The organism is Pseudomonas tremae, from assembly GCF_023278125.1.
GTDB classification, from domain to species: Bacteria; Pseudomonadota; Gammaproteobacteria; order Pseudomonadales; family Pseudomonadaceae; genus Aquipseudomonas; species Aquipseudomonas tremae.
This window is the reverse complement of record NZ_CP066270.1, coordinates 5,598,712-5,624,562: the sequence shown is the minus strand read 5'-3', so window position 1 is coordinate 5,624,562 and position 25,851 is coordinate 5,598,712. Positions and strand designations below refer to the sequence as shown.

25 protein-coding genes are annotated in these 25,851 nt (G+C 54.6%); 20 read left to right on the top strand and 5 right to left on the bottom strand.

Going from position 1 to position 25,851, the window contains the following annotated elements; all coding sequences use genetic code 11:
* Positions 1-331: 331 nt before the first annotated feature.
* The 14 genes from mnmG to glmU all read left to right on the top strand — a co-directional run bounded on the left by mnmG (position 332) and on the right by glmU (position 13,317).
* Entirely contained in the window at positions 332-2,224 is a 1,893-nt protein-coding gene (gene mnmG / locus I9H09_RS25520; protein WP_024669690.1) for a tRNA uridine-5-carboxymethylaminomethyl(34) synthesis enzyme MnmG, read from the top strand.
* Complete coding sequence (gene rsmG / locus I9H09_RS25515) at positions 2,221-2,865, top strand: 16S rRNA (guanine(527)-N(7))-methyltransferase RsmG (RefSeq protein WP_236502395.1); 645 nt, start codon at positions 2,221-2,223, stop codon at positions 2,863-2,865. Before mnmG ends, rsmG begins: the two co-directional genes overlap by 4 nt.
* A gap of 18 nt (positions 2,866-2,883) precedes the next feature.
* A complete protein-coding gene (locus tag I9H09_RS25510) occupies positions 2,884-3,675 on the top strand; it encodes a ParA family protein (RefSeq protein ID WP_005894826.1) in 792 nt (263 codons plus the stop codon).
* Positions 3,676-3,684: 9 nt separating this feature from the next.
* Positions 3,685-4,557 (top strand): ParB/RepB/Spo0J family partition protein, encoded by an 873-nt coding sequence (locus tag I9H09_RS25505; protein ID WP_024669692.1) that lies wholly within the window; start codon positions 3,685-3,687, stop codon positions 4,555-4,557.
* A 146-nt stretch (positions 4,558-4,703) separates the two neighbouring features.
* Positions 4,704-5,111: a F0F1 ATP synthase subunit I gene (locus tag I9H09_RS25500; RefSeq protein ID WP_053931727.1), complete on the top strand. Its 408-nt coding sequence runs from the start codon at positions 4,704-4,706 to the stop codon at positions 5,109-5,111.
* A gap of 16 nt (positions 5,112-5,127) precedes the next feature.
* Positions 5,128-5,997: a F0F1 ATP synthase subunit A gene (gene atpB, locus I9H09_RS25495; protein ID WP_005894832.1), complete on the top strand. Its 870-nt coding sequence runs from the start codon at positions 5,128-5,130 to the stop codon at positions 5,995-5,997.
* A gap of 138 nt (positions 5,998-6,135) precedes the next feature.
* The gene (gene atpE, locus I9H09_RS25490) at positions 6,136-6,393 is read left to right on the top strand and encodes a F0F1 ATP synthase subunit C (protein ID WP_002555987.1); all 258 of its coding nucleotides are present in this window, start codon (positions 6,136-6,138) and stop codon (positions 6,391-6,393) included.
* Positions 6,394-6,450: 57 nt separating this feature from the next.
* Entirely contained in the window at positions 6,451-6,921 is a 471-nt protein-coding gene (locus I9H09_RS25485; RefSeq protein ID WP_005894836.1) for a F0F1 ATP synthase subunit B, read from the top strand.
* Positions 6,922-6,933: 12 nt separating this feature from the next.
* The gene (locus tag I9H09_RS25480) at positions 6,934-7,470 is read left to right on the top strand and encodes a F0F1 ATP synthase subunit delta (RefSeq protein WP_003315956.1); all 537 of its coding nucleotides are present in this window, start codon (positions 6,934-6,936) and stop codon (positions 7,468-7,470) included.
* Between the two features lie 21 nt (positions 7,471-7,491).
* Positions 7,492-9,036 carry a F0F1 ATP synthase subunit alpha gene (gene atpA, locus I9H09_RS25475; RefSeq protein ID WP_003377895.1) on the top strand — a complete coding sequence of 515 codons (1,545 nt, stop codon included), beginning with the start codon at positions 7,492-7,494 and terminating at the stop codon, positions 9,034-9,036.
* Positions 9,037-9,086: 50 nt separating this feature from the next.
* On the top strand, positions 9,087-9,947 hold the full coding sequence (gene atpG, locus I9H09_RS25470) for a F0F1 ATP synthase subunit gamma (protein ID WP_005894840.1): 861 nt from the start codon (positions 9,087-9,089) through the stop codon (positions 9,945-9,947).
* Between the two features lie 27 nt (positions 9,948-9,974).
* A complete protein-coding gene (gene atpD, locus I9H09_RS25465) occupies positions 9,975-11,354 on the top strand; it encodes a F0F1 ATP synthase subunit beta (RefSeq protein WP_002555982.1) in 1,380 nt (459 codons plus the stop codon).
* 44 nt (positions 11,355-11,398) lie between these two features.
* Positions 11,399-11,824 (top strand): F0F1 ATP synthase subunit epsilon, encoded by a 426-nt coding sequence (locus I9H09_RS25460; RefSeq protein WP_003413751.1) that lies wholly within the window; start codon positions 11,399-11,401, stop codon positions 11,822-11,824.
* 125 nt (positions 11,825-11,949) lie between these two features.
* Complete coding sequence (glmU, locus tag I9H09_RS25455) at positions 11,950-13,317, top strand: bifunctional UDP-N-acetylglucosamine diphosphorylase/glucosamine-1-phosphate N-acetyltransferase GlmU (RefSeq protein WP_005894845.1); 1,368 nt, start codon at positions 11,950-11,952, stop codon at positions 13,315-13,317.
* 22 nt (positions 13,318-13,339) lie between these two features.
* Here glmU and I9H09_RS25450 read toward each other — a convergent pair whose 3' ends face one another.
* Positions 13,340-13,639 (bottom strand): hypothetical protein, encoded by a 300-nt coding sequence (locus I9H09_RS25450; RefSeq protein WP_122312980.1) that lies wholly within the window; start codon positions 13,637-13,639, stop codon positions 13,340-13,342.
* On the opposite strand from I9H09_RS25450, the gene I9H09_RS25445 reads away from it, so the two are divergent.
* The 3 genes from I9H09_RS25445 to I9H09_RS25435 all read left to right on the top strand — a co-directional run bounded on the left by I9H09_RS25445 (position 13,638) and on the right by I9H09_RS25435 (position 17,517).
* Positions 13,638-14,405, top strand: a complete 768-nt coding sequence (locus tag I9H09_RS25445; RefSeq protein WP_053479952.1) for a DeoR/GlpR family DNA-binding transcription regulator — start codon at positions 13,638-13,640, stop codon at positions 14,403-14,405. The genes I9H09_RS25450 and I9H09_RS25445 overlap by 2 nt on opposite strands.
* A gap of 9 nt (positions 14,406-14,414) precedes the next feature.
* Positions 14,415-16,250 (top strand): glutamine--fructose-6-phosphate transaminase (isomerizing), encoded by a 1,836-nt coding sequence (glmS, locus tag I9H09_RS25440; RefSeq protein ID WP_122346630.1) that lies wholly within the window; start codon positions 14,415-14,417, stop codon positions 16,248-16,250.
* Positions 16,251-16,410: 160 nt separating this feature from the next.
* Positions 16,411-17,517: a TniQ family protein gene (locus I9H09_RS25435; protein WP_053481462.1), complete on the top strand. Its 1,107-nt coding sequence runs from the start codon at positions 16,411-16,413 to the stop codon at positions 17,515-17,517.
* A gap of 153 nt (positions 17,518-17,670) precedes the next feature.
* Here I9H09_RS25435 and I9H09_RS25430 read toward each other — a convergent pair whose 3' ends face one another.
* Together I9H09_RS25430 and I9H09_RS25425 are read right to left on the bottom strand one after the other, a co-directional pair.
* Positions 17,671-17,838 (bottom strand): antitoxin Xre/MbcA/ParS toxin-binding domain-containing protein, encoded by a 168-nt coding sequence (locus I9H09_RS25430; RefSeq protein ID WP_228394574.1) that lies wholly within the window; start codon positions 17,836-17,838, stop codon positions 17,671-17,673.
* A gap of 139 nt (positions 17,839-17,977) precedes the next feature.
* Entirely contained in the window at positions 17,978-19,621 is a 1,644-nt protein-coding gene (locus tag I9H09_RS25425) for a TnsD family Tn7-like transposition protein (RefSeq protein WP_082638305.1), read from the bottom strand.
* Positions 19,622-20,575: 954 nt separating this feature from the next.
* On the opposite strand from I9H09_RS25425, the gene I9H09_RS25420 reads away from it, so the two are divergent.
* Genes I9H09_RS25420 through I9H09_RS25410 form a run of 3 tightly spaced genes read left to right on the top strand, consistent with a single transcriptional unit; the run spans position 20,576 to position 24,676 of the window.
* Positions 20,576-21,301: a PDDEXK family nuclease gene (locus I9H09_RS25420; protein ID WP_224791158.1), complete on the top strand. Its 726-nt coding sequence runs from the start codon at positions 20,576-20,578 to the stop codon at positions 21,299-21,301.
* Positions 21,298-23,331, top strand: coding sequence for a hypothetical protein (locus I9H09_RS25415; RefSeq protein ID WP_057006249.1), 2,034 nt, complete (start codon positions 21,298-21,300; stop codon positions 23,329-23,331). Before I9H09_RS25420 ends, I9H09_RS25415 begins: the two co-directional genes overlap by 4 nt.
* Positions 23,324-24,676 carry a hypothetical protein gene (locus I9H09_RS25410; RefSeq protein WP_057006250.1) on the top strand — a complete coding sequence of 451 codons (1,353 nt, stop codon included), beginning with the start codon at positions 23,324-23,326 and terminating at the stop codon, positions 24,674-24,676. Before I9H09_RS25415 ends, I9H09_RS25410 begins: the two co-directional genes overlap by 8 nt.
* Before the next feature lie 45 nt (positions 24,677-24,721).
* Here the strand turns inward: I9H09_RS25410 and I9H09_RS25405 are convergent, their stop codons facing one another.
* Both I9H09_RS25405 and I9H09_RS25400 read right to left on the bottom strand, forming a co-directional pair.
* Positions 24,722-25,483: an SIR2 family NAD-dependent protein deacylase gene (locus tag I9H09_RS25405; protein WP_082638307.1), complete on the bottom strand. Its 762-nt coding sequence runs from the start codon at positions 25,481-25,483 to the stop codon at positions 24,722-24,724.
* The gene (locus I9H09_RS25400; RefSeq protein WP_282955812.1) at positions 25,480-25,818 is read right to left on the bottom strand and encodes a BPSL0761 family protein; all 339 of its coding nucleotides are present in this window, start codon (positions 25,816-25,818) and stop codon (positions 25,480-25,482) included. The genes I9H09_RS25405 and I9H09_RS25400 overlap by 4 nt, the downstream gene beginning before the upstream one ends.
* Positions 25,819-25,851: the final 33 nt, after the last annotated feature.

Here is a 25,851-nt window from a genome sequence, read left to right as displayed (position 1 = left end):
CTGATGATAAATAGCCCTGTGGACAAGTGGCTATCTTATCAACAGGCTCCGGACGGTTATCCCAACCCCTCAGTGGCACCTGAACACAGACTTTTGAATCTCTGTACACAAAGTAAATAAAGGCTTTTAGCGTTCTATCCACAGAAAAGGTGCTCAGTAAGAATAAACATAAAAACAAGGCTTTATAAACTTTCTTTCCTTTTTATTTTCTTTATTCGCGAGTTTTCCACAGCTGGTTAAATTTTGTCCAACGGGTTTCATTCAGGTGAGGTAAGTCCCTATACTTGTCAGCTATCCCAATTTCTCATCGACAACAGGCACGAGGTGCGTGGTGGATTTCCCTTCCCGTTTTGAAGTGATCGTCATCGGTGGCGGTCATGCCGGTACCGAGGCCGCACTGGCGTCGGCACGCATGGGTGTCAAAACCCTGCTGTTGACGCACAACGTGGAAACGCTCGGCCAGATGAGCTGCAACCCTGCCATTGGTGGCATCGGTAAAAGCCACTTGGTCAAGGAAATCGACGCGCTTGGCGGCGCCATGGCAATGGCTACCGACAAGGGCGGCATCCAGTTTCGCGTGCTCAACAGCCGCAAAGGCCCGGCAGTACGAGCCACTCGTGCTCAGGCAGACCGTGTGTTGTACAAGGCCGCTATTCGCGAAACCCTCGAGAACCAGCCCAACCTGTGGATATTTCAGCAGGCCTGTGATGACTTGATCGTCGAACAGGATCAGGTTCGTGGTGTGGTGACCCAGATGGGCATGCGCATCTTCGCCGACTCGGTGGTTTTGACGACCGGTACGTTCCTTGGTGGACTTATCCACATCGGTATGCAGAATTATTCAGGCGGTCGGGCAGGCGATCCGCCTTCGATCGCACTTGCTCATCGCTTGCGTGAATTACCTCTGCGTGTAGGCCGATTGAAAACCGGAACCCCGCCGCGCATTGACGGCCGTTCTGTGGATTTCTCGGTCATGACCGAGCAACCGGGTGATACGCCAATCCCGGTGATGTCGTTCCTGGGCTCCAAGGAGCAACACCCAAAGCAGGTCAGTTGCTGGATTACCCACACCAACGCACGCACTCACGAAATTATCGCGTCCAATCTGGATCGTTCACCGATGTATTCCGGTGTGATCGAAGGCATTGGCCCGCGCTATTGCCCGTCGATCGAAGACAAGATCCATCGCTTTGCCGACAAGGAAAGCCATCAGGTCTTCATCGAACCGGAAGGCCTGACCACCCACGAGCTGTACCCCAACGGTATATCCACGTCGTTGCCGTTCGACGTTCAGCTGCAGATCGTGCAATCGATTCGCGGGATGGAAAACGCACACATTGTTCGCCCCGGATACGCCATCGAATACGACTATTTCGACCCGCGTGATCTGAAATACAGCCTCGAAACCAAGGTTATTGGCGGTTTGTTCTTTGCAGGACAGATCAACGGCACCACCGGTTACGAAGAAGCCGGAGCACAAGGCCTGCTCGCCGGAGCCAACGCCGCATTGCGTGCGCAGGGCCGGGACAGCTGGTGCCCGCGTCGCGATGAAGCTTACATCGGCGTGCTGGTCGACGATCTGATTACCCTCGGAACGCAAGAGCCTTACCGGATGTTCACATCCCGTGCCGAATACCGGCTGATTCTGCGTGAGGACAACGCAGACCTTCGCCTGACCGAAAAAGGTCGTGAGCTGGGTCTCGTCGACGACGCTCGCTGGGCGGCGTTTTGCACCAAGCGCGAGAGTATCGAGCAGGAAGAGCAGCGCCTGAAAAGTACATGGGTTCGTCCCGGTACCGAACAGGGCGATGCGATTGCCGCGCACTTTGGTACGCCGCTGACTCACGAATACAACTTGCTCAATTTGCTCACTCGTCCGGAAATCGACTACGCCAGCCTGATCAACATCACAGGCCAAGGCTGTATCGATCCGCAAGTGGCCGAGCAGGTCGAAATCAAGACAAAATACGCCGGTTACATTGACCGCCAGCAGGATGAAATCGCCCGGCTTCGCGCCAGTGAGGACACCCGATTGCCAGAAGACATCGATTACGCCGGCATATCCGGCCTGTCAAAAGAAATTCAGAGCAAGCTGGGGATAACTCGTCCGGAAACACTGGGGCAGGCATCGCGCATCCCAGGTGTCACACCAGCCGCAATTTCCCTGTTGATGATCCATTTGAAAAAACGCGGCGCGGGCCGTCAGTTGGAGCAAAGCGCTTGAGTTCTATGGTCACCCCGCAGCATGCCGAAGAGTTATCCACCGGTGCCAAAAAGCTGGGGATCGAACTGACCCAGTCTCAACACGAGCAATTGCTGGCGTATCTGGCCCTGTTGATCAAATGGAACAAGGCCTACAACCTGACCGCAGTGCGCGATCCTGACGAAATGGTATCCAGACATCTGCTCGACAGCCTCAGCGTGGTGCCCTTCATCGAGGGGACGCGCTGGATGGATGTCGGCAGCGGCGGTGGGATGCCTGGCATTCCCATGGCCATCCTGTTTCCGGAGCGAAAAGTTTCGTTGCTGGACAGCAATGGCAAGAAAACCCGGTTTCAGACACAGGTCAAACTGGAGCTGAAACTGAATAATCTTGAAGTTATCCACAGCCGTGCAGAAAATTATCAGCCTGATGCGCCGTTCGACGGGATCATCTCCCGTGCATTCAGCAGCCTTGAAGACTTCGCTGGCTGGACGCGTCACATGGGCGACGTCAATACACGCTGGCTGGCGATGAAAGGTCTGCATCCTGTCGACGAACTGGTAGCATTGCCCTCGGATTTTCACCTCGATAGCGCACAAGCCTTGACCGTTCCGGGTTGCCAAGGCCAACGCCATCTGCTGATACTGCGCCGCACGGCATGACTGGGAACACAAGCAAGAATGGCTAAGGTATTCGCGATAGCGAACCAGAAAGGTGGGGTCGGCAAGACCACCACATGTATCAACCTCGCCGCGTCGCTGGTCGCGACCAAGCGCCGTGTGCTGTTGATCGATCTCGATCCCCAGGGCAATGCGACCATGGGCAGCGGTGTGGATAAACACAACCTTGAGAACTCGGTCTATGACCTGTTGATCGGCGAATGCGATCTGGGCGAGGCCATGCAGTTTTCAGAGCACGGTGGTTATCAACTGCTCCCGGCTAACCGCGATCTGACGGCGGGCGAAGTGGTCCTGCTCGAAATGCAGATGAAGGAAAGCCGCTTGCGCAATGCGCTGGCGCCTATTCGCGAGAATTACGATTACATCCTGATCGACTGTCCGCCGTCGCTGTCGATGCTGACGTTGAACGCGCTGGTTGCGGCAGATGGTGTAATTATCCCCATGCAGTGCGAGTACTTCGCGCTCGAAGGTCTCAGCGACCTTGTGGATAACATCAAGCGCATCGGCGAGTTGCTGAACCCGCAGTTGAAGATCGAAGGCCTGCTGCGCACGATGTATGATCCGCGCCTGAGCCTGATCAACGATGTATCGGCGCAGCTCAAGGAACACTTCGGCGAGCAGCTGTACGACACGGTTATCCCGAGAAACATCAGGCTGGCCGAGGCGCCGAGTTTCGGTATGCCGGTGCTGGCGTATGACAAATCGTCTCGAGGAGCGCTAGCCTACCTGGCCCTGGCAAGTGAACTGGTTCGTCGTCAACGTCGCGGCGCAAAAACCGCTCAGCCAACCTAAGGAATTCCCATGGCCGTCAAGAAACGAGGTCTCGGACGTGGGTTGGACGCACTTCTGAGCAGTCCAACCGTCAGTTCGCTGGAAGAACAAGCCGTCAAGGCCCCTCCAAGTGAGTTGCAGCATGTGCCGCTCGACCTGATCCAGCGTGGCAAATACCAGCCGCGCCGCGATATGGACCCGCAAGCGCTTGAAGAACTCGCGCAATCGATCAAATCGCAGGGCGTGATGCAGCCGATTGTGGTTCGTCCTATCGGCGATAACCGCTTCGAGATCATTGCCGGTGAACGTCGCTGGCGCGCAAGTCAGCAGGCGGGTGTCGAAACGATCCCGGCGATGGTTCGTGATGTACCGGACGAAACCGCGATTGCGATGGCGTTGATCGAGAATATTCAGCGCGAAGACCTGAATCCGATCGAAGAAGCCATGGCGCTGCAGCGCTTGCAGCAGGAGTTTCAGCTGACCCAGCAGCAGGTGGCAGATGCCGTGGGCAAGTCGCGTGTCAGCGTGGCCAACCTGCTACGCCTGATTGCCTTGCCTGAAGTCATCAAGACCATGCTGTCCCACGGCGACCTCGAGATGGGCCATGCCCGTGCGTTGCTCGGTCTGGGCGAAGACAGGCAGGTAGAAGGGGCGCGACACGTTGTCGCACGAGGGCTGACTGTACGCCAGACCGAAGCGTTGGTCAGGCAGTGGCTGAGTGGCAAGCCGGAGGCAGCAGAACCGGCCAAGACCGATCCGGATATCAGCCGACTCGAACAGCGTCTGGCCGAGCGTTTGGGCTCTGCGGTGCAAATTCGTCACGGACAGAAGGGCAAAGGGCAACTGGTGATCCGTTATAACTCGCTGGACGAGCTCCAAGGGGTGCTTGCCCACATCCGCTGAAACAATTGCTCTGTAGCGTATAGTCGGAAATCACTACCCGACTGTTGAATAGGGGCTGAACCGCCCCTATACTCTGCGCGCATTTTGTCGGCACAAATTATGCCAAGTTATTGATTATGGCGACCGACATCAAAGGAGCAGTTGCGATGGAATCCCGCATGCCAGACCGCTTGCCGTTCTATCGCCTGGCGGTTTTTCCGTTATTGCTGGCTCAATTGATCGTCCTGCTCATCGCCGCTTTGGTGCTGTGGCAGTGGCAGGGAGTCGTGGCGGGATATTCGGGACTCTGCGGAGGCCTGATCGCCTGGCTACCCAATTTATACTTTGCTCACAAGGCATTCCGGTTTTCCGGGGCCAGAGCAGCGCAAGCCATTGTCCGGTCGTTCTACGCCGGCGAGGCAGGCAAACTGATTTTCACGGCAGTGCTTTTTGCATTGACGTTCGCAGGTGTGAAGCCATTGGCGCCGCTGGCTGTATTCGGCGCGTTCATGTTGATCCAGGTGGTCAACTGGTTCGCTCCCCTGCTTACGAGAACAAGACTTTCGAGACCTTAGGGCGTTTGAGGCAACCATGGCAGAGCAAACAGCTTCGGGCTATATCCAGCACCACTTGCAGAACCTGACATTCGGGCACCTGCCCAATGGCGAATGGGGCTTTGCCCACACCGCAGCAGAAGCCAAAGAAATGGGTTTCTGGGCTTTCCACGTCGATACTCTCGGCTGGTCGGTTGCGTTGGGTCTGATCTTCGTTCTGATCTTCCGCATGGCGGCCAAGAAGGCAACTTCCGGTCAGCCAGGCGCTCTGCAGAACTTCGTAGAAGTCCTGGTCGAGTTCGTCGACGGCAGCGTGAAAGACAGTTTCCACGGTCGCAGCGCGGTTATCGCGCCGCTGGCGCTGACCATTTTCGTCTGGGTATTCCTGATGAACGCGGTCGACCTGGTGCCGGTTGACTGGATTCCACAACTGGCGATGCTGATCTCTGGCGACGAGCACATCCCGTTCCGCGCCGTACCGACCACTGACCCGAACGCTACCCTGGGCATGGCCCTTTCGGTATTTGCGTTGATCATTTTCTACAGCATCAAGGTCAAAGGTATCGGCGGCTTCATCGGCGAGCTGACCCTTCACCCGTTCGCGAGCAAGAACATCCTCGTGCAGGCGCTGTTGATCCCGGTCAACTTCCTGCTGGAATTCGTGACGCTGATCGCCAAGCCTATTTCTCTTGCCCTGCGTCTTTTCGGCAACATGTATGCTGGCGAGCTGGTCTTCATTCTGATCGCCGTGATGTTCGGCAGCGGTCTGTTGTGGCTCAGCGGTCTGGGTGTCGTGCTGCAGTGGGCGTGGGCTGTGTTCCACATCCTGATCATCACCCTGCAAGCGTTCATCTTCATGATGCTGACCATCGTCTACTTGTCGATGGCTCACGAAGATAACCATTGAGATTCGTCTCAGGACGTATCTGATGACCGTTCCGCCATTGGCGGGGCGGTGCCCGCAAGGGCTGATGTAAAAATGATTTTGTTTTACCGCTTCAATTAATAAAACCTAACCAATACGACGTAAAAGTCGGGAGGAAAGATGGAAACTGTAGTTGGTCTAACCGCTATCGCTGTTGCACTGTTGATCGGCCTGGGCGCACTGGGTACTGCAATCGGTTTCGGCCTGTTGGGCGGCAAATTCCTGGAAGGCGCTGCGCGTCAACCGGAAATGGTTCCAATGCTGCAAGTTAAAATGTTCATCGTTGCGGGCCTGCTCGACGCCGTGACCATGATCGGTGTCGGTATCGCTCTGTTCTTCACCTTTGCGAACCCCTTCGTTGGTCAACTCGCTGGCTGATCACTCGAATTTTCGAGTTGATTGGTGTGATGGACAACGAACGAGCGAGGTGTTGGCGTGAACATTAATGCAACCCTGATTGGCCAGTCCGTTGCGTTCTTCATTTTTGTGATTTTCTGCATGAAGTTCGTGTGGCCTCCGGTCATCGCGGCTTTGCACGAACGTCAGAAGAAGATCGCGGATGGACTGGACGCTGCTTCCCGAGCAGCTCGCGACCTGGAGCTGGCCCAAGAAAAAGCGGGTCAACAACTGCGCGAAGCTAAAGCTCAAGCAGCCGAGATCATTGAGCAAGCCAAGAAACGCGGTACTCAGATTGTCGACGAGGCCCGTGAAACGGCACGCGTTGAAGCTGACCGTGTGAAGGCTCAGGCTCTGGCCGAGATCGAGCAGGAACTGAACGGTGTCAAAGACGCCTTGCGCGCCCAATTGGGTAGCCTGGCAGTCAATGGCGCAGAGAAGATTCTGGGTGCCACAATCGATCAAAACGCGCACGCGGAGCTGGTTAACAAACTGGCTGCTGAAATTTAAGCGAGGGCGATCATGGCAGAACTGACCACGTTGGCCCGACCTTACGCGAAGGCGGCCTTCGAGCACGCACAGGCCCATCAGCAGCTGGCCAATTGGTCAGCCATGCTCGGCCTGGCTGCTGCGGTGTCGCAAGACGACACCATGCAGCGCATGCTCAAGGCCCCGCGACTGACGAGCGCACAAAAGGCCACCACTTTTATCGAAGTGTGTGGCGAAAAGTTCGATGCCAAGGCACAGAATTTCATTCACGTCGTTGCTGAAAACGACCGCCTCCCGCTTTTGCCGGAGATCGCCGAACTGTTCGACCTGTACAAGGCCGAGCAGGAAAAATCGGTCGATGTGGATGTCACCAGTGCTTTTGCATTGAACCAAGAACAGCAAGACAAACTCGCCAAGGTTCTCAGTGCACGGCTCGGCCGGGAAGTGCGCCTGCATGCTGCGGAGGATGCCTCTCTTATTGGGGGTGTCGTCATCCGCGCCGGCGACCTGGTTATCGATGGCTCAGTTCGTGGCAAGATCGCGAAACTAGCCGAAGCATTGAAATCTTGAGTTTGAAGGGGCAGCAGAGCAATGCAGCAACTCAATCCTTCCGAAATAAGTGAAATCATCAAGGGTCGCATCGACAAGCTCGATGTAACCTCCCAAGCCCGTAACGAAGGCACAGTCGTCAGCGTGTCTGACGGTATCGTGCGGATTCACGGTCTGGCCGACGTAATGTACGGCGAGATGATCGAGTTTCCGGGCGGCGTCTACGGTATGGCGCTGAACCTTGAGCAAGACTCCGTAGGTGCCGTTGTACTGGGCGCTTACACGACTCTGGCTGAAGGCATGAGCGCCAAGTGCACTGGCCGCATCCTTGAAGTTCCTGTTGGTAAGGAACTGCTGGGTCGCGTGGTCGACGCACTGGGTAACCCAGTTGACGGCAAAGGTCCGCTGAACAACACCGAGACCGATGCGGTCGAGAAAGTTGCTCCAGGTGTGATCTGGCGTAAGTCGGTAGACCAGCCTGTACAGACTGGCTACAAGGCTGTCGATGCCATGATTCCTGTCGGCCGTGGCCAGCGTGAGCTGATCATTGGTGACCGTCAGATCGGTAAAACCGCTCTGGCCATCGACGCAATCATCAACCAGAAGAACAGCGGCATCTTCTGCGTCTACGTAGCAATCGGTCAGAAGCAATCGACCATCGCCAACGTTGTTCGCAAGCTCGAAGAAAACGGCGCACTGGCTAACACCATCGTCGTGGCTGCAAGTGCTTCCGAATCCGCTGCGCTGCAATTCCTTGCACCGTACTCGGGTTGCACCATGGGTGAATTCTTCCGCGACCGCGGTGAAGACGCGCTGATCGTTTATGACGATCTGTCCAAGCAAGCAGTGGCTTACCGCCAGATTTCCCTGCTGCTGCGCCGTCCACCAGGCCGTGAAGCTTACCCAGGCGACGTGTTCTATCTCCACTCCCGTCTGCTGGAGCGCGCTTCGCGTGTTTCCGAAGAGTACGTAGAGAAGTTCACCAATGGCGCAGTGACCGGCAAAACCGGCTCCCTGACCGCACTGCCGATCATCGAAACCCAGGCTGGCGACGTTTCTGCGTTCGTTCCGACCAACGTGATTTCCATCACCGACGGTCAGATCTTCCTGGAATCGGCCATGTTCAACTCCGGCATCCGTCCGGCTGTGAACGCCGGTGTTTCGGTATCCCGTGTGGGTGGTGCCGCTCAGACCAAGATCATCAAGAAGCTTTCCGGTGGTATCCGTACCGCTCTGGCTCAGTACCGTGAACTGGCAGCATTCGCCCAGTTCGCTTCTGACCTGGACGAGGCGACCCGCAAGCAACTTGAGCATGGTCAGCGCGTTACCGAGCTGATGAAGCAGAAGCAATACGCACCAATGTCGATCGCTGACATGGCGCTGTCGCTGTATGCCGCTGAGCGTGGGTTCCTGACTGACGTCGAAATCGCCAAGATCGGCAGCTTTGAACAAGCGCTGATTGCTTACTTCAACCGCGATCACGCCGATTTGATGGCGAAGATCAACGTGAAGGGTGACTTCAATGACGAAATCGACGCTGGCATGAAAGCCGGTATCGAGAAGTTCAAGGCCACCCAAACCTGGTAAGCCGCAGCGGGGGCCGCGAGGCTCCCGCTTGCTAACCTGATAGGTGTTACATGGCAGGCGCAAAAGAGATTCGCAGCAAGATTGCGAGCATCAAAAGCACGCAAAAGATCACCAGCGCCATGGAAAAAGTGGCGGTCAGCAAAATGCGCAAGGCTCAAATGCGCATGGCTGCTAGCCGTCCTTACGCGGAGCGCATTCGTCAGGTGATTGGTCACCTGGCAAACGCCAACCCGGAGTACCGCCACCCGTTCATGATCGAGCGCCCTTTGAAGCGCGTCGGTTATGTCGTAGTGAGCAGTGACCGTGGTCTGTGTGGTGGCTTGAATACCAACCTGTTCAAGACTCTGGTCAAGGACATGGCGGTGAACCGTGAAAACGGTGTAGAGATCGATCTGTGCGTGGTCGGCAGCAAAGGTGCGGCATTTTTCCGCAACTTCGGCGGTAACGTCGTCGCTGCGATCAGCCACCTGGGCGAAGAGCCGTCGATCAATGACCTGATCGGCAGCGTCAAGGTGATGCTGGATGCCTACCTGGATGGCCGTATTGATCGCCTGTCCGTGGTATCCAACAAGTTCATCAACACCATGACCCAGAAACCAACAGTGGAACAATTGATTCCGCTGGTGGCAACCCCGGATCAAGGGCTCAAGCACCACTGGGACTATCTCTACGAACCCGACGCCAAAGAGCTGCTAGACGGCCTGATGGTTCGCTACGTGGAATCGCAGGTGTACCAGGCGGTGGTCGAGAACAACGCAGCTGAACAAGCAGCGCGGATGATCGCGATGAAGAACGCCACAGACAACGCCGGTGATTTGATCAGCGATTTGCAGCTGATCTACAACAAGGCGCGTCAGGCAGCGATCACCCAAGAGATCTCGGAAATCGTCGGCGGCGCTGCCGCGGTTTAACGGTTCAAATATTAGAGGAACCAGCTAATGAGTAGCGGACGTATCGTTCAAATCATCGGCGCCGTGATCGACGTGGAATTCCCACGCGATAGCGTACCGAGCATCTACAACGCGCTGGAAGTTCAAAGCGCGGCAGGAACCACCCTGGAAGTTCAGCAGCAGCTGGGCGACGGTGTGGTTCGTACCATTGCGATGGGCTCCACCGAGGGCTTGAAGCGTGGTCTGGAAGTAACAGACTCTGGCGCAGCCATCTCCGTACCGGTCGGTAAAGCGACTCTGGGCCGGATCATGGACGTGCTGGGCAACCCGATCGACGAAGCTGGCCCGATTGCCACCGAAGAGCGCTGGGGCATTCACCGTCCTGCACCGTCCTTCGCTGAACAAGCTGGCGGCAACGACCTTCTGGAAACCGGCATCAAGGTTATTGACCTGGTCTGCCCGTTCGCCAAAGGCGGTAAAGTCGGTCTGTTCGGTGGTGCCGGTGTCGGCAAGACCGTAAACATGATGGAACTGATCCGTAACATCGCCATCGAGCACAGCGGTTATTCCGTGTTCGCCGGTGTGGGTGAGCGTACTCGTGAGGGTAACGACTTCTACCACGAGATGAAGGACTCCAACGTTCTGGACAAAGTGGCACTGGTCTACGGTCAGATGAACGAGCCGCCGGGTAACCGTCTGCGCGTAGCACTGACCGGCCTGACCATGGCCGAGAAGTTCCGTGACGAAGGTAACGACGTTCTGCTGTTCGTCGACAACATCTATCGTTACACCCTGGCCGGTACTGAAGTATCCGCACTGCTGGGCCGTATGCCTTCCGCAGTAGGTTATCAGCCGACTCTGGCTGAAGAGATGGGCACGCTGCAAGAGCGCATCACTTCGACCAAGAACGGTTCGATCACTTCGATCCAGGCCGTATACGTACCAGCGGACGACTTGACTGACCCTTCGCCAGCGACCACGTTTGCCCACTTGGACGCCACTGTCGTTCTTTCCCGTGACATCGCTTCCCTGGGTATCTACCCGGCGGTAGACCCACTGGATTCGACTTCGCGCCAGCTGGACCCGAACGTCATCGGCCAGGAACACTACGACACCGCTCGCGGCGTTCAGTACGTGTTGCAGCGTTACAAAGAGCTGAAAGACATCATCGCGATCCTGGGTATGGACGAGCTTTCGGAGACCGACAAGCAGTTGGTCAACCGTGCTCGTAAGATCCAGCGCTTCCTGTCCCAGCCTTTCTTCGTGGCAGAAGTCTTCACCGGTGCTTCGGGTAAATACGTTTCCCTGAAAGACACCATTGCTGGCTTCAAAGGCATCCTCAACGGTGACTACGACCACCTGCCAGAACAAGCGTTCTACATGGTCGGCGGCATCGAAGAAGCGATCGAGAAAGCCAAGAAACTGTAATCCCGGCGCCCGGCAACGGGCGCTAATTAGGTTGAGGCAAGCAAATGGCTATGACAGTCCATTGCGACATCGTCAGCGCGGAAGGGGAAATCTTCTCCGGTCTGGTCGAGATGGTGATTGCGCACGGCAACCTGGGTGATATCGGTATCGCTCCAGGCCACGCGCCGCTGATCACCGATCTGAAGCCAGGCCCGATCCGCTTGATCAAGCAGGGTGGGGAAGCCGAGGTGTTTTACATCTCCGGTGGTTTCCTTGAGGTTCAGCCGAACATGGTCAAGGTGCTTGCCGACACTGTGCAACGTGCTGCCGACCTGGACGAAGCTTCTGCTCAGGCTGCTGTATTGGCTGCCGAGAAGGCCCTGAACGAAAAAGGCGCAGATTTCGATTACGGATCTGCAACTGCTCGTCTGGCCGAGGCTGCAGCTCAGCTGCGCACTGTTCAGCAAATTCGCAAGAAGTTCGGCGGCTAACCCCGCTGGCTCCTGTGCGCGATTGAGAAAAAGGGTAGCTTCGGCTACCCTTTTTCTTTTTTCAGATTTCCTCTTTCAAGACAGCCTGCCCTTGGCCCGGTTGCCGCTCAGTTGGTAGTCCTATCATGTCTCTCGATATCGTTATTCTTGCTGCTGGTCAGGGGACCCGGATGCGTTCCGCCCTGCCGAAGGTCCTGCATCCTGTCGCGGGCAATTCCATGCTCGGTCATGTTATCCACAGTGCTCGTCAGTTATCCCCAGTTGGAATACATGTAGTGATCGGTCACGGCGCTGATGTCGTACGTGATCGTCTGGCCGCCGATGACCTGAATTTCGTGATGCAGGACAAGCAATTGGGCACTGGACACGCTGTGGCCCAGGCATTGCCCGCGCTGACGGCTGAAACCGTACTGATCCTTTATGGTGACGTGCCGTTGATCGAGGTAGAAACCCTGCAGCGTCTGCTCAAGCTTGTCACGCCGCGGCAACTCGGCCTGCTGACCGTGACGCTGGACGATCCTGCTGGCTATGGCCGTATTGTTCGCGACGATCAGCAGCAGGTATGTGCCATCGTCGAGCATAAGGACGCTACTGACGCGCAGAAGGCTATCAACGAGGGTAATACCGGCATTCTTGCGGTCCCTGCCATCCATCTTGAAGACTGGCTTGGCCGTCTTTCCAACAACAACGCGCAGGGCGAGTATTACCTGACCGACGTGATTGCCATGGCAGTGAACGACGGCCTGGTGGTTGCCACCGAACAGCCGTACGACGCAATGGAAGTGCAGGGCGCCAACGACCGCAAACAGCTCTCGGAGCTGGAGCGTCATTATCAGTTGCGTGAGGCACGTCGTCTGATGGCGGCGGGTGTCACGCTGCGTGACCCTTCACGGTTCGATGTGCGCGGCGAAGTCAGCGTCGGTCGGGACGTGTTGATCGACATCAACGTTATCCTTGAAGGCAAGGTGATCATTGAAGATAACGTGGTGATCGGGCCTAACTGCGTCATCAAGGACAGTACCCTGCGCAAGGGCGTTGTCGTCAAAGCCAATAGTCATATTGATGGCGCAGTACTGGGCGAGGGCAGTGATGCAGGCCCGTTTGCACGCTTGCGGCCTGGCAGTGTGTTGGGCGCCAAGGCCCATGTGGGTAACTTTGTCGAGCTCAAGAATGCGAACCTGGGCGAGGGCGCGAAGGTCGGGCACCTGACTTATCTGGGTGACGCTGAGGTCGGTGCGCGCACCAACGTAGGCGCAGGCACCATTACCTGCAACTACGATGGTGCGAACAAGCACAAGACGACATTGGGTGCTGACGTATTCATCGGCTCGAACAATTCGCTGGTTGCCCCTGTGGATATCTTTGACGGGGCCACCACTGCAGCGGGTTCGACCATTACTCAGAACGTGCCAGCCGAACAGCTTGGCGTGGCTCGCGCCCGCCAGCGCAATATCGAAGGCTGGAAACGTCCGGTGAAGATCAAGAAGGACTGAGTTATCCACAGCTGCTGATAACTCACGTGCCAATGCTCGGCATTGGCACGCGTCCATAACGCTCCGCATCCGACACTCGAGACAGGACGCAGAACGTCCAGAACTGCATCCCCACGCAGAGCATGGGTACGATCAGCGTGCGCACAGACACCTCCCGTTCCTCACGCTCCCCGTCACATAGCTGCGCATCACCATGTTCAAAAGCCGGTATCACGAGTATCCGATAGAAATTGCGCCACTCCATTCCCAAACCTTGACCAAACCAACAAAATAGGTTTTGATTGCCTTCGTTATCTTTCGAATCGAAACTTAAGGCTGTCATGTCGAAGCGCAATACACCACAACGCCGTCACAACATACTTTCCTTGCTCAATGAGCAGGGCGAGGTGAGTGTCGATGATCTGGCCAGACGTTTTGAAACTTCCGAAGTTACGATTCGAAAGGATCTCGCTGCACTCGAATCCAACGGTCTTTTGCTTCGCCGCTACGGCGGTGCAGTGCCTCTTCCTCAAGAATTGATCGGTGAAAGCAGCCAGCCGGTATCCCGTTATAAACAGGCTATCGCTCGTGCTGCGGTCGCAAGAATTCGTGAACACGCCAGAATCATCGTCGACAGCGGCAGTACCACTGCCGCATTGATTCCTGAATTGGGTCGACAGCCTGGTCTGGTCGTCATGACTAATTCCCTGCATGTCGCGCGTGCCCTCACTGATCTGGAACACGAGCCTGTGCTGCTGATGACTGGCGGAACATGGGACCCGCATTCCGAATCCTTTCAAGGACAGGTCGCCGAACAGGTGCTGCGGTCCTACGACTTTGATCAACTGTTCATCGGTGCCGACGGCATCGATCTGGCGCGCGGCACCACGACCTTCAACGAGCTGTTGGGCTTGAGTCGGGTCATGGCCGAAGTCGCCCGGGAAGTTGTGGTCATGGTCGAAGCCGACAAGGTCGGTCGCAAGATCCCCAACCTGGAGCTGCCCTGGAGCAGCGTCCATACCCTTATCACAGATGATCGCCTGCCCCTCGAGGCGCGCGAACAGATACAAGCCCGCGGCATTACATTGATTTGTGCCGCTGTCAGCTAGGAGAAAACCATGTGTGGAATAGTCGGCGCCGTCGCTGAACGTAACATCACCGCTATCTTGCTCGAAGGCCTCAAACGTCTCGAGTACCGAGGTTATGACAGCGCAGGCGTGGCTGTTTTCACCAACGAAGGCACCCTGGAGCGCCGTCGTCGTTCCGGTAAGGTCAGTGAACTGGACCAGGCGCTGGCAGGCGAGCCGTTGACGGGGCGTCTGGGCATTGCTCACACCCGCTGGGCCACCCACGGTGCGCCGTGCGAGCGCAATGCTCACCCTCATTTTTCGGCTGACAAGCTGGCAGTTGTCCACAACGGCATCATCGAGAACCACGAAGCCCTGCGCGAACAGCTCAAGGCCTTGGGTTATGCATTCGTCTCCGATACCGACACTGAAGTCATCGTTCACCTGCTGCACCACAGGCTCAAGGACACGCCTGACCTGGCAATCGCACTGAAGGCTGCCGTTAAAGAACTTCACGGTGCCTACGGTCTGGCCGTTATCAGTGCTGCTCAACCAGATCGTCTGCTGGCCGCCCGCAGTGGCAGCCCCTTGGTGATCGGTATGGGCCTGGGTGAAAACTTCCTTGCTTCCGACCAACTGGCGCTGCGTCAGGTAACCGACCGCTTCATGTACCTGGAAGAGGGCGATATCGCCGAGATCCGTCGTGACAGCGTGCAGATCTGGAACGTCGACGGTCTGCCGGTCGAACGTGAAGTGGTGCAATACCATGAAGGCGCCGAAGCTGCCGACAAGGGCGAATATCGCCACTTCATGCTCAAGGAAATCCACGAACAGCCCAAGGTTGTGCAACGCACCCTCGAAGGTCGTCTGGGTCAGCAACAGGTTCTGGTTCACGCCTTTGGTCCACAGGCAGCCGAGCTGTTTGCCAAGGTACGTAATGTTCAGATTGTCGCGTGCGGCACCAGCTACCACGCCGGCATGGTCGCGCGTTACTGGCTTGAAGGCCTGGCAGGCATCCCGTGCCAGGTAGAAGTGGCCAGCGAATTCCGTTACCGCAAGGTCGTGGTCCAGCCGGATACCCTGTTCGTTTCGATCTCGCAGTCGGGCGAAACAGCAGACACCCTGGCGGCGTTGCGCAATGCCAAAGAACTGGGCTTCCTGGCCAGCCTGGCGATCTGCAACGTCGGCATCAGCTCACTGGTTCGTGAATCCGACCTGACCCTGCTCACCCAGGCCGGACCGGAAATCGGTGTGGCATCGACCAAGGCGTTCACCACCCAACTGGTTGCCTTGCTGCTGCTGACCTTGTCACTGGGCCAGGTCAAAGGTTCGCTGGAGGAGGGCGTCGAAGCACAACTGGTCGAAGAACTGCGCCGCCTGCCGACCCGTTTGGGCGAAGCCCTGGCAATGGACGGCACCATCGAGAAAGTTGCCGAGCTGTTCGCCGAAAAACACCACACCCTGTTCCTGGGGCGTGGCGCGCAATTCCCGGTGGCGATGGAGGGCGCACTCAAGCTCAAGGAAATCTCCTACATCCACGCCGAAGCCTACCCGGCCGGCGAACTCAAGCACGGCCCGCTGGCGCTGGTCGATGCCGACATGCCGGTCGTCACCGTCGCGCCGAACAACGAACTGCTGGAAAAACTCAAATCCAACCTGCAGGAAGTCCGCGCACGCGGCGGCGAGCTGATCGTATTCGCCGATGAACAGGCCGGTTTGAAGAACGGTGAAGGCACCCACGTCATCGCGATGCCGCACATCATCGATGCACTGGCACCGATTCTCTACACAATCCCGTTGCAGTTGCTTTCGTATTACGTGGCAGTGCTGAAGGGGACAGACGTTGATCAGCCACGCAATCTGGCGAAGTCGGTGACGGTGGAGTGAGTTATCCACAGGGCTGAAATGTTGTGAAGCTACGAAATAAAGTCTGTCGGAAATAAATAAAGTCTGTCGCTGGCGCCTTCGATCCCCCGCGATTGAGGAGCCGGTGACGCTTTGTCCGGGCCACCGTGCTCGGGACGCACTTCAAGGTTTAGACGAGCAAATGATCTTAGCTATTCAGCCTGAGGAGACGGTGCGTTCCTTTGTGGCAAGAACTCTTTTTATTAAAGGGAAACATTCTTCCGAGGAGGTTTTTCGGAAGTTTCCCAAAAACTGCATCTTAAGCACGGATATTTTGTCAATCGCCGGAACGCAGGGATGGATTGGTTGCTACGGCTTTAACAAAATTCTTCATAAGCATACTGATTATCCGTTAAAAGAGATTTTTAAAAATATTCAAGATATTTCCTACTCTAGGGACGAATATATAGGTCGTCCGAATCTCTATAGTTCCGATAGTACCCAGGCCGGATTTTGCCCAGTTTGTGTTGCCGAAGATGTTGAACGCTTAGGGTTCTCCTTTTGGCGACGTGCTCACTGTTGTGAGCTGAAAGTCTGTGCTGAGCACAATGTAGAGTTAGTCAAACGCTGCCCATACTGTGACAAGCCGTTCCGCCATGGTGGCCATGATCTGAATGTGATGTGGGCTAACTGTGAGGGACAGCAGTTTAAAGATAGCTCAGTGATGTTGAACGCAGACCAATTTGAGCTGAAGAAAGCTCAATTCTTTGCAGAGATCCTGTCAGCCACCCATCACCTCTCTGAGGAGGCAGTTCTTGCAGCCTTGGATGAGAAAGTCCATCAAAATGACAAACTAAAGCTTAAAATTTGGAACTCCAGATACAACCAGCCTCTAGGATATACAATTAAACGGCGGCTAGAGATTGTCCAAGAGGCCAGGTCTAGGAACAGGCTGCCACATGGAGAAACTACTGATTTTATTATTCAGGCTATATTGGGAGTCTATGAAAGATTTGCTGACTTTGTCATTGACGTGAAGTCGTATGGGGACGAAGTTCGCCCAGTGGAGACATTATGGTCTACTTATATAGCAGGACATCAAGAGTCAACACATTTCGTTGAAGAAAACTATGACCAAGGTGTTGGTGTCTGGTGTTGTCCGTTCCCTGCTAGGGACTTTTTACGGATGTGGGATTGGCGGCCAGTGTATTATCCCTGCTGTAGTTTTGAGCGACCAAAAAGAAAAGGTCCTCAACCTCGACCCGAGCTAGTCAAGAAAGCGCCGCCGGGTGTTTACAGACGGAAATAGGTTTCCGCTCTAAATGTACGCTACGAGGACTAACCTCCAATAAAGTGATTCCCATGAGTATCGATATCCCCGTCATACTATAGGATCAACAGCTCAATCCCTGGCGGTGAGCACCGCTTTTCCTCTCTCAGGCCGCTAGGGAGCCAGAACAGGTCACATATAGACTCCGTGTTCAATTCTGAGCAATACGTCTCGAACCTCGGGATACCCGCTAGGTTTGGTCAGCATCTCGCAAGGGCTGCGTCGGTTGAGCGCAAGTACTGGTGAACCGAGCCACCTATCGGCGCTTTTACGGTTTCCTAAGGTGTGACTTGCCTGCATCAAGACTTGTACCCGTCTGAACTCGTAGCCACGGTATGTTGAGCTCCAGCATGCTGGCGGGCGCGAAAGGGCCAATCCTAGGATCGAAATCTTACTCATGTCCTTACACCTCGTTCGTTTCTTCAGCTAGCGTGAGGGGCTACCGAAATCCGCTGGCCTTACCGCATTGCACGTGGTCGTGAAGGACCTTCGACTTGGAGCGATGCAGCACCGTGGATAAGAATGCTCTTGAGGCGGGGTATCGGTTCCGATTTTCCAAGCAAGACGAGAGCATGGGAACCCGGGCGTAAAGCTCGGTTGTAGTGACTGGACCGCGCTGCAGTCCAGTAATCGCCTCGTACGCCGTTCGTATCATGCTGAGCAGCCGAGAATCCCGGGCCTCCCAGTCAATGGGGTGTTTTTCCACTTTGGCCGGTTTGACGAAGGTTTGCTCTTTGGCCATCAACCATGCTTTGTCGTTTCTATAAAGCCAGGCATAGATAGAAGGAATGGTGTTTCTCAAAGCCTGGACCCCCAGTTCAGGATGCAAATTGTGTAGGTATTGCCACTGCGCTCTGTGCTCCGCTAGTTCCCGGCTGTTCCTAGCTTCAATAGCCAGGGCATTGGTAACTGGATTGGCACGCAACAACCTATTGATCGTTGAGACCGAGATATCAAGCTCTTTACAAAGCTTCTGTTTCGGAATGCCCTTGCCCAGTTTTGAGAGCAGAACCTCTTTAAGCTGGCCTTTTAATCGTTTGGGCCTTGGAGTGTTTTTGGTTGGAGCCGCAGCGTTTGAAAGCGAGACTTGCTCATCAGGTTTTCGCGATGGAGTGCTAGCGACTCGCTGGACTAATCTGGCGACTTCAGCGTCGTAGGCCTTCAGGAACGAGCGCAGGTCATCAAATAGCCAATCAATCAGTAGCAGATGCTTCAAAGGATGAATGCTTCTGCGGGGGGTACGGATAAGCTGGTTCATAAATGACTCAGTGCTTTTCTCATCTTCCGGCAATGATTCAAACAGATGAAAGCGGCGAAGCGGCTCTATGCGATCAAGCAGCGATGCAGATCTACCCCCTTGGAGCACAGCTTTTCGATAGGTCGCAGCGACGGTGCAGGACTCGAGGGACATTACTCTGCCGATGACCGCAAGATCGATGACATTGTTTGCCAAGTTCAGGAAAGCCGGGCGTAACCACAGCTTCTGTGAGGAGGCCTGTTGGATCAAGCAGTCCTTGGTAGGTAGCGACCATTCAAACCTACCTGACCACCGCCTACTTTTGGTGGATACCATGAGCCAAGCTTGGTGGCGTGGACAGATCAACACACCTGGATATTGGTGTGTGAGGTGCCAGTAAGCTATACCATGTGCGTACACATCCTCGCGCATACAATACGGACATGCTTTCAACGGATGTTCAGCGCCAAAACCACTTGATACCAAGCCAAGTCGATATTTAAGTGAATCAATTCGATCGCCTTTTATAGTTATTATTGCATCTTCAATTTTGGTTTTATTTTGGAACGGTATAAATACTGAGAATATTGTGTGATGTAGGAGAATCGATTCAGCGTTTCCCCAATAATGAAATCCATTCTGTTCTAAAGCTGCTATGCCGCAAGGAATATCATGCTTTATAAATTTCTCAGATAGGCCCAGCACGGAAGTCGATGTAGTCGCAGGGTCCAGGTTACCCATTACCAGATGCTGTCGACTGCATAGGCTGAATAGTGTTTCGTCGGGTAGCCAGTCCAGCCGAGGGAATTGCCCTCTCACCCATTCCTGACCTGAAGTGACGCTCATGTGGCCTCCGAGCGGAAACAGAGGAAATGAGTTTAGCTGCCAGCTACTCGTGCTACGGATCAATTTCGCCTAAACAGGTAGGCGATTATTCACGAATCGTAGGTCCCATAACTGGGGGGATTTACCAGATTTTTTTAATTACCGGGTCATCTATGCATGTGGGTTTTTGGCGCTACAAGCACCGAAAATACTGGGAAGTCAGTAAAAAAGCGCCGGCGGAGGCGCAACTTAGCTGTTTTATTCCAGTTGTCAACCGACATTTTTCAGCGGTACCATGCATCATTAATTGACGTTTACTAAAGGCAGTACTGAATCTGAAGATGCATTACAAACGACCGATGCAAATTCTGCCTAATTAACGTCGAGGTTGCTATGAAAGTGCAGCTATCTCAAACGAGATAGTTTGAGTGCCTATTACTGAAGCTTGAGGAACCACAACATGGAATCTGGATAGAAAACCCAGGAGCCAGATAGACAAAGGCCCAAGTGTGACCTTGGGCCTTTGAGGATAAGTCAGCTTTCGACTCCTGACGAATCCATTGTCTATCCCCTCGCGTAGGGCGTCAAGCCCTGCACGGCTCCGCTCGTCTCCAGAAAAGTATACTGCGCGTGGTGTAGCTATCGCCGTGCCCGCGCTATTGGATGGCTTATTCAACCGATGTAGGTGGACTGTTATTCGTCACCTGCTAAGGATTGAATGGATGGTAGATAACATAAGTGGATCTAAAAAAATCGTTACTCCGCATAATAGGCCGACAAGGCCGTTTCAAATGGGGAGATATTTACTTATCCGGAATTTATGCGGTCCCTGGTGAAGCGCCCAAGGGCTCTCGTATATGCCGCCTTAATAGCAGGAAGCTTGGACGAGCACTGCATCTTCTTTCTACCCCTGAAAGAATCTTCGCACAACTCGCTCTTTATAATCCCGACGTGTTCGAGTTGCATGAGCAGAAAATGCTCAGCCCCATTCCACAAGTTCATCCACTTCAAGGAAACCCCTTAGCTGCTGGGCTGAAACTTCTGCCAGTGAAGGGAACATCATTGGTTGCAGAGGAAATCGGTCTCAAACACGCTACAGCTGTCGTGACCTACGATGATGGTGAGCGCCAGAGGGTTCCCCACCCCTATTTGGGCGATCTGCTTCTCTATATCCAGCCGCAGGGCTCGGACCCCTATGCCGTGAACTGGACAGTAAAGTTGAATGCGATGGATTTTGATGAGGTCGCTCGGGGAAGTTTGAAGAGCTTGGCGAAACAGAAAGAAAACCGCGAGAAAGCTCGCTTACGGCACGCCTTGGAAGAGATTTACTACCACAGTGCAGGCATCAGGACTGTGAGGGTTTCCAGGGATCTGCTGGACCCAGTCCTAGTGGCCAACTTGGATCTTCTGTATGGCTACCATGATCGCGAGATCAGCCTCGAATCAAATCTTCTCGAGGATTTCTCACACGACATCGAAGACTGTGTCACCCAAGGGAGACCAGTAGCGTCCGTTGCGTTGATGTACGGACAGCGGTGGGGGCGGCGTGATCTGTTTCTGACGAAGATCTACAAAGACATATGGGAGCGCAAACTACCGGTCAGTTTGTTTGACCCGATACTTATCGATCATCCATTGGTGACGGATGCGCCGGATGTTCTGCGGGTCTATAGCTCACTTTTTGCCGGGCTGCCCGAATGATCACTGGTTCTAAGCTGAGAGCACCTGAAGGATTCAAAGGGCTGACGAAGGATGTCGAATACTATTTCCTTGCAGGTGACGGCAGGGCAAACAGGGCACGCCTTGTATTTTTTGATGAAGAGGGCACCACTGCGAGTTTGCTAACGCTTTCCCGGCCTGAATTTGATCTGGCCCTGACCAATGGTGATCTTGTGGAATGCGGTAGTGACGCCACACCTCCTTGGTTAATGGCCATCCGGGGCATTTCAGTGGATCAATTGGAAAAAGATCGGGTAAGGGCAACGAAAAGCTACGATGAGATGGTTAACAAGCGTTACCTCGCCATAGCGGAGTTGGTAGATCATGCTGAAGAGATCCTCTCGAACGACAATCCCGAATCGATCATCAACGCTCATGCTGCCAATCAGTCACCTTCTCAGAATGCAGCCCGGTTGAGGTTTTGGTTTTTTAGCTATCTAGTGTTCGGCCGCTCGAAGTGGGCGCTTATGCCCAAGTTCGACCGCTGCGGTAGAGGCAAAAGGGAACAGAACGCAGACGGGCAAATGTTGGGAAGGCCGCCAAAGTCAGGACGCAAATCCCGATCCCCTGCTACGGCCGAAATGCAGGCTTCTATCCTGGACGGGTTCATCAAATACAACGATAAAACTAAATCTGACGCTGAAATCTTTGGTGCAGTGCTGGTCGGTGAATTCGGTTGTGTTCCTTTTACAACATCGACAGGAAATAAGAAGTTCTATCATCCCGAAGGTAAGCCTTTCCCCACAAAAGGACAGTACGATTACTACCTTGGTCAGGCGATAAGTACGAAGGCGTATAGGAAAGCACGTAGAGGTACCAGTGGGGCTCGAGCTAAGTCCGGGTTTGTTGGGAGCTTTTCCCATGACTTGGTCAATGTAAACCAAGTTGTTGAGTTTGACGGCTACAACCCCAAAGGCAAGATATCTGGCTTGCTCGAAGGATCCGCTATGGATTCGGCCTGTATAGTTCGAGGGGTGTGTGGCCAGTCTGGTGCCGTCGTCGCCTTGGGTTTCTCCGAAAACAAAGAAACCATGGAAGCTTACCGCATGGCCCTGTTCTCGATGGCCATAAGCAAGGTCAAATTTGCGTCGTTGTTCGGCCTGACTATCAGAAAAGAAGACTGGCCTACTTACGGTCTGCCGCAAAACATCGTCTTCGACCGTGGGCCAGGCTCTACCATGGGCGTACCGACTCGTTCAGAAGCAGTGGCCCGTGACGAAATGATGAGTTGGTTATCCAGACTTGAGCTGACTCCTACCCACTCGGGTCAGTCGAAGGCCACGGTTGAATCGTCACATCCTCGGACTAAGTCCGACAATGATCAGCCAACACACTTTCATAGCTCGCTCAACTTTGTGGAGATATGCAAGCGGCATATTCTACAAGCTATTTACGATAACCATGCTTCAGATGCTGAAGGGAAGATGACACCTGAGATGCTAGATGTGGGCTTCAGCCCCACCCCACATAACATTTACAAGTTCTACAGTGATCTTGGTTACGATTCCGGCACGGAGGTAACTTTTGACTACGCCGTGAGAGAATTCCTGACACCTCATCCGGCGCACATCAAAAGGAGTGGGGTTTATTTTTATGGTCGTAAGTACAATTCATCGAAGCTGATTGATACCTCGGTTTTTGACCGCATTGCGCTCAATGGCCAGATACCGGTCACAGCTTATGTGATGACCATGTGTGTTAGACATATCTGGATCGAATTAGAAGGCGTTTTGTACGAGTTGGACTTTGTAAAGCCGGCGAGCGTCCATCCCAGCAGCGTCGACATTTCGCTGTCGGATCTTCAGGTGCTCAATGAGAATCGGCTGCGTGGCAATGCGCAGCTTCGTGAAGAGCAGCCCGCAATCCTTCAGGATCGCAATGCCCAATTTCTTCACGCTACAGGCAAAGCCTGGGACAGTGGTACCCGCAAGCTTGGGCGTCCTGCGAAGGGAGGAGCGTCTGAACGTGATGCCGCCGACCAGAAGCGGTTGATGGGGAAAGGCAATGACTAACATCTTTTCTGCGCGCTTTGACGGGCTGGACACGCTGGCTGATATCCGGAGTTTGATTACAGTGCAACCTGATCCGGTGACCGGGCTTGAAGAGTTGAGTCCTGGATTGGCCGCTGAGCGTTTGTCAGAGGTACTGAAGACGATTTTCCTTCCCAACCAGTTTTCTTTGGACTTCATCAAAGACAGCGTTGATCGTGCGCGCAGCTTTTCGGCTGAGAGTTTCTCCACGGACCAGCAATATCAGCGTCGGCTGTATCACCCCCCTGAGAACGAGGCCTTTCCTATCTGCCTCACCGGCCTTGCAGGGGTTGGGAAGAGCCAAACTATCAGTGCGCTGATGAAGGTGATGCCTGGACCTGCACCATATGCATCCGCTCATTACCACGAACCTCATATATTAATCTCGTACTGGTACGCCAGCGCGAGGGGTAAAGCTGGCGGCAGACAGCTGTTGGAAGACTTCCTCGGTGGCGACGCGACAGGAGTTAGAGCGAATACATCAAAGCTACTGACGGAGTGCCGGCGTAGGGTTAATCGTGATGGTGTATCACTAATGATGCTCGAAGAGATGCAGCATCAGAGCACTGGCCAAGGGGGGGCCCGCGTTACGGATATTCTCCTCACCATGGCCGGGCTTGGGGTTCCGATGATCTATGTAGCCAACTACAGCCTGGGTCACAAATTGCTGACAAGGAACAGTGAGGACAAGCAACGGCTTCTCTCTGAACCCCGTGTGATGCTACCGGACCATCCTGACTCGAAGGCCTGGAAGGAGTATGTTCTAGAATGCATACGCGTGAGCGGGGGGCGCGTATCTGCAGATCCCTGTGCCCTGGTACATGAGCTGTATCGCTGGACGTTCGGTATAAAGCGTCTGGCGGTTCAACTGATCAAGGTGGCGTATCTTGAGGCCCGTGCAGCCCGTCGCCATACGATTACTTTGGAGGACGTCAACAAGGCATACCTTTCAGCCGCTTACTCCAGCAGTAGGGACGACGTCGAGGAGCTAATTCGCCTCAGCGTTCATAAGAGCAAAACCGGGGGCAGGCCTGACCTTCGTTGCCCGTTCCCGGTGCCGATGCCATCAAACGTCTTGAGCTTTGCCAAGGACGATCGTGCTTTACGGGTGAGCGAGAAGATTTTTGTTTCATCCCTTACAGCCGAGGAGCGCAAGACTTTCGAGCTGCTCCATCCACCGGGTTCACCGTCCAATCTCCCTTCGAAGCCCAAGCGAGAGAAGAAACCAGCATTGCCCGCCCAAACTCGAGAAGGCTTAGAGGATGCGTACAGCCGATTGCTATCAGAGTCCAAAGGGCCACCTAAGCCCAGAGGCCCTACAAAGTAAGCGCTACGAAAGCGGTCCCATTGTCCTCCCAAGACATTGTCAGTCCTATGAAGAGGGTGTGGCCAGCAACAGCGCAGGCAACACTTGCTCGGCCGAACCCATGAGCATCAGCTCGTTTGGAGCCCCTAGGCAAACGTCTGCAATGTTTACGTGGATGACCGTCGCGCCAGATGTCGACGCGATTTCAGGTATATCCGCCGCAGGCCTGACGATTCCTGAGGTCCCGACGGAGATCAGAACGTCGCAACTTTTGACGTCAGCCAATGCTGCTTTCCAACATCCTGAAGGCAGATCCTCTCCAAACCACACAACTCCGGGTCGGAGTTTCCCATTGCACCGGGTACACCGTGGAGGCTCTACCCATTGTCCTTCTGCAGAAACCTGGAGTTGTTCAGTTGTGAGTTCAGCCGGACGCTTGCAGGCAAAGCAGATCGGATTGATCAAGCTGCCGTGCAAATGCACAACGTTTTGAGATCCCGCGCGCTTGTGCAGGTCATCAATATTCTGAGTGATAACTGAAACCTGTATGCCGGTGCTCGCCAGTCGGCTAATCGAAAGATGAGCGGCGTTTGGTTGGGCTTGGCCAGCTTGGGAACGCCGCCAGAGGTACCATCCCCAGACCAGTTGAGGGTTCTCTCGAAAAGCCCGTGCTGTTTCCAACTTTTCAGGGGCATGCTTCTCCCAAAAGCCTGTGAGCTTGTCGCGAAATGTTGGAATCCCACTTGCAGCAGAGACGCCGGCGCCGGTGAAAAACACGACTTTTCGAGCAGCAGCCAGGGCTCCGATAGCTCTATCCCAATCGTTCATCTGGGGACTTTCGCGTCTGTAGCGTAAGTGACCGGGGAGTGATAGCTGCTTTCGGTAGAAGAGCTGAAAACCGGACCCATTGGGGACACGTCAGGATCTGACGCTTCTTCGATCCGACCCGCCAGCAGCATCTGAAACGGATTTGGATAGTGGCGCAGGAGAAATTTGGCGTCACGGCGTATCCGTTCGGGCAAAGATGAATCTTGGGATAGCTCGAGCAGAAATTCCCCCGTTTGGATGACTGCTTGGGTGCGTTCATTCGGCATGGTCATTTTGAGGCCCTCAAAGTCATCACTCAGTAATACTTGGGTACTCAATCTCGGCAGTTGCGTCATTGCACAGACTTGACCGCTCGTTTGCATTCGATT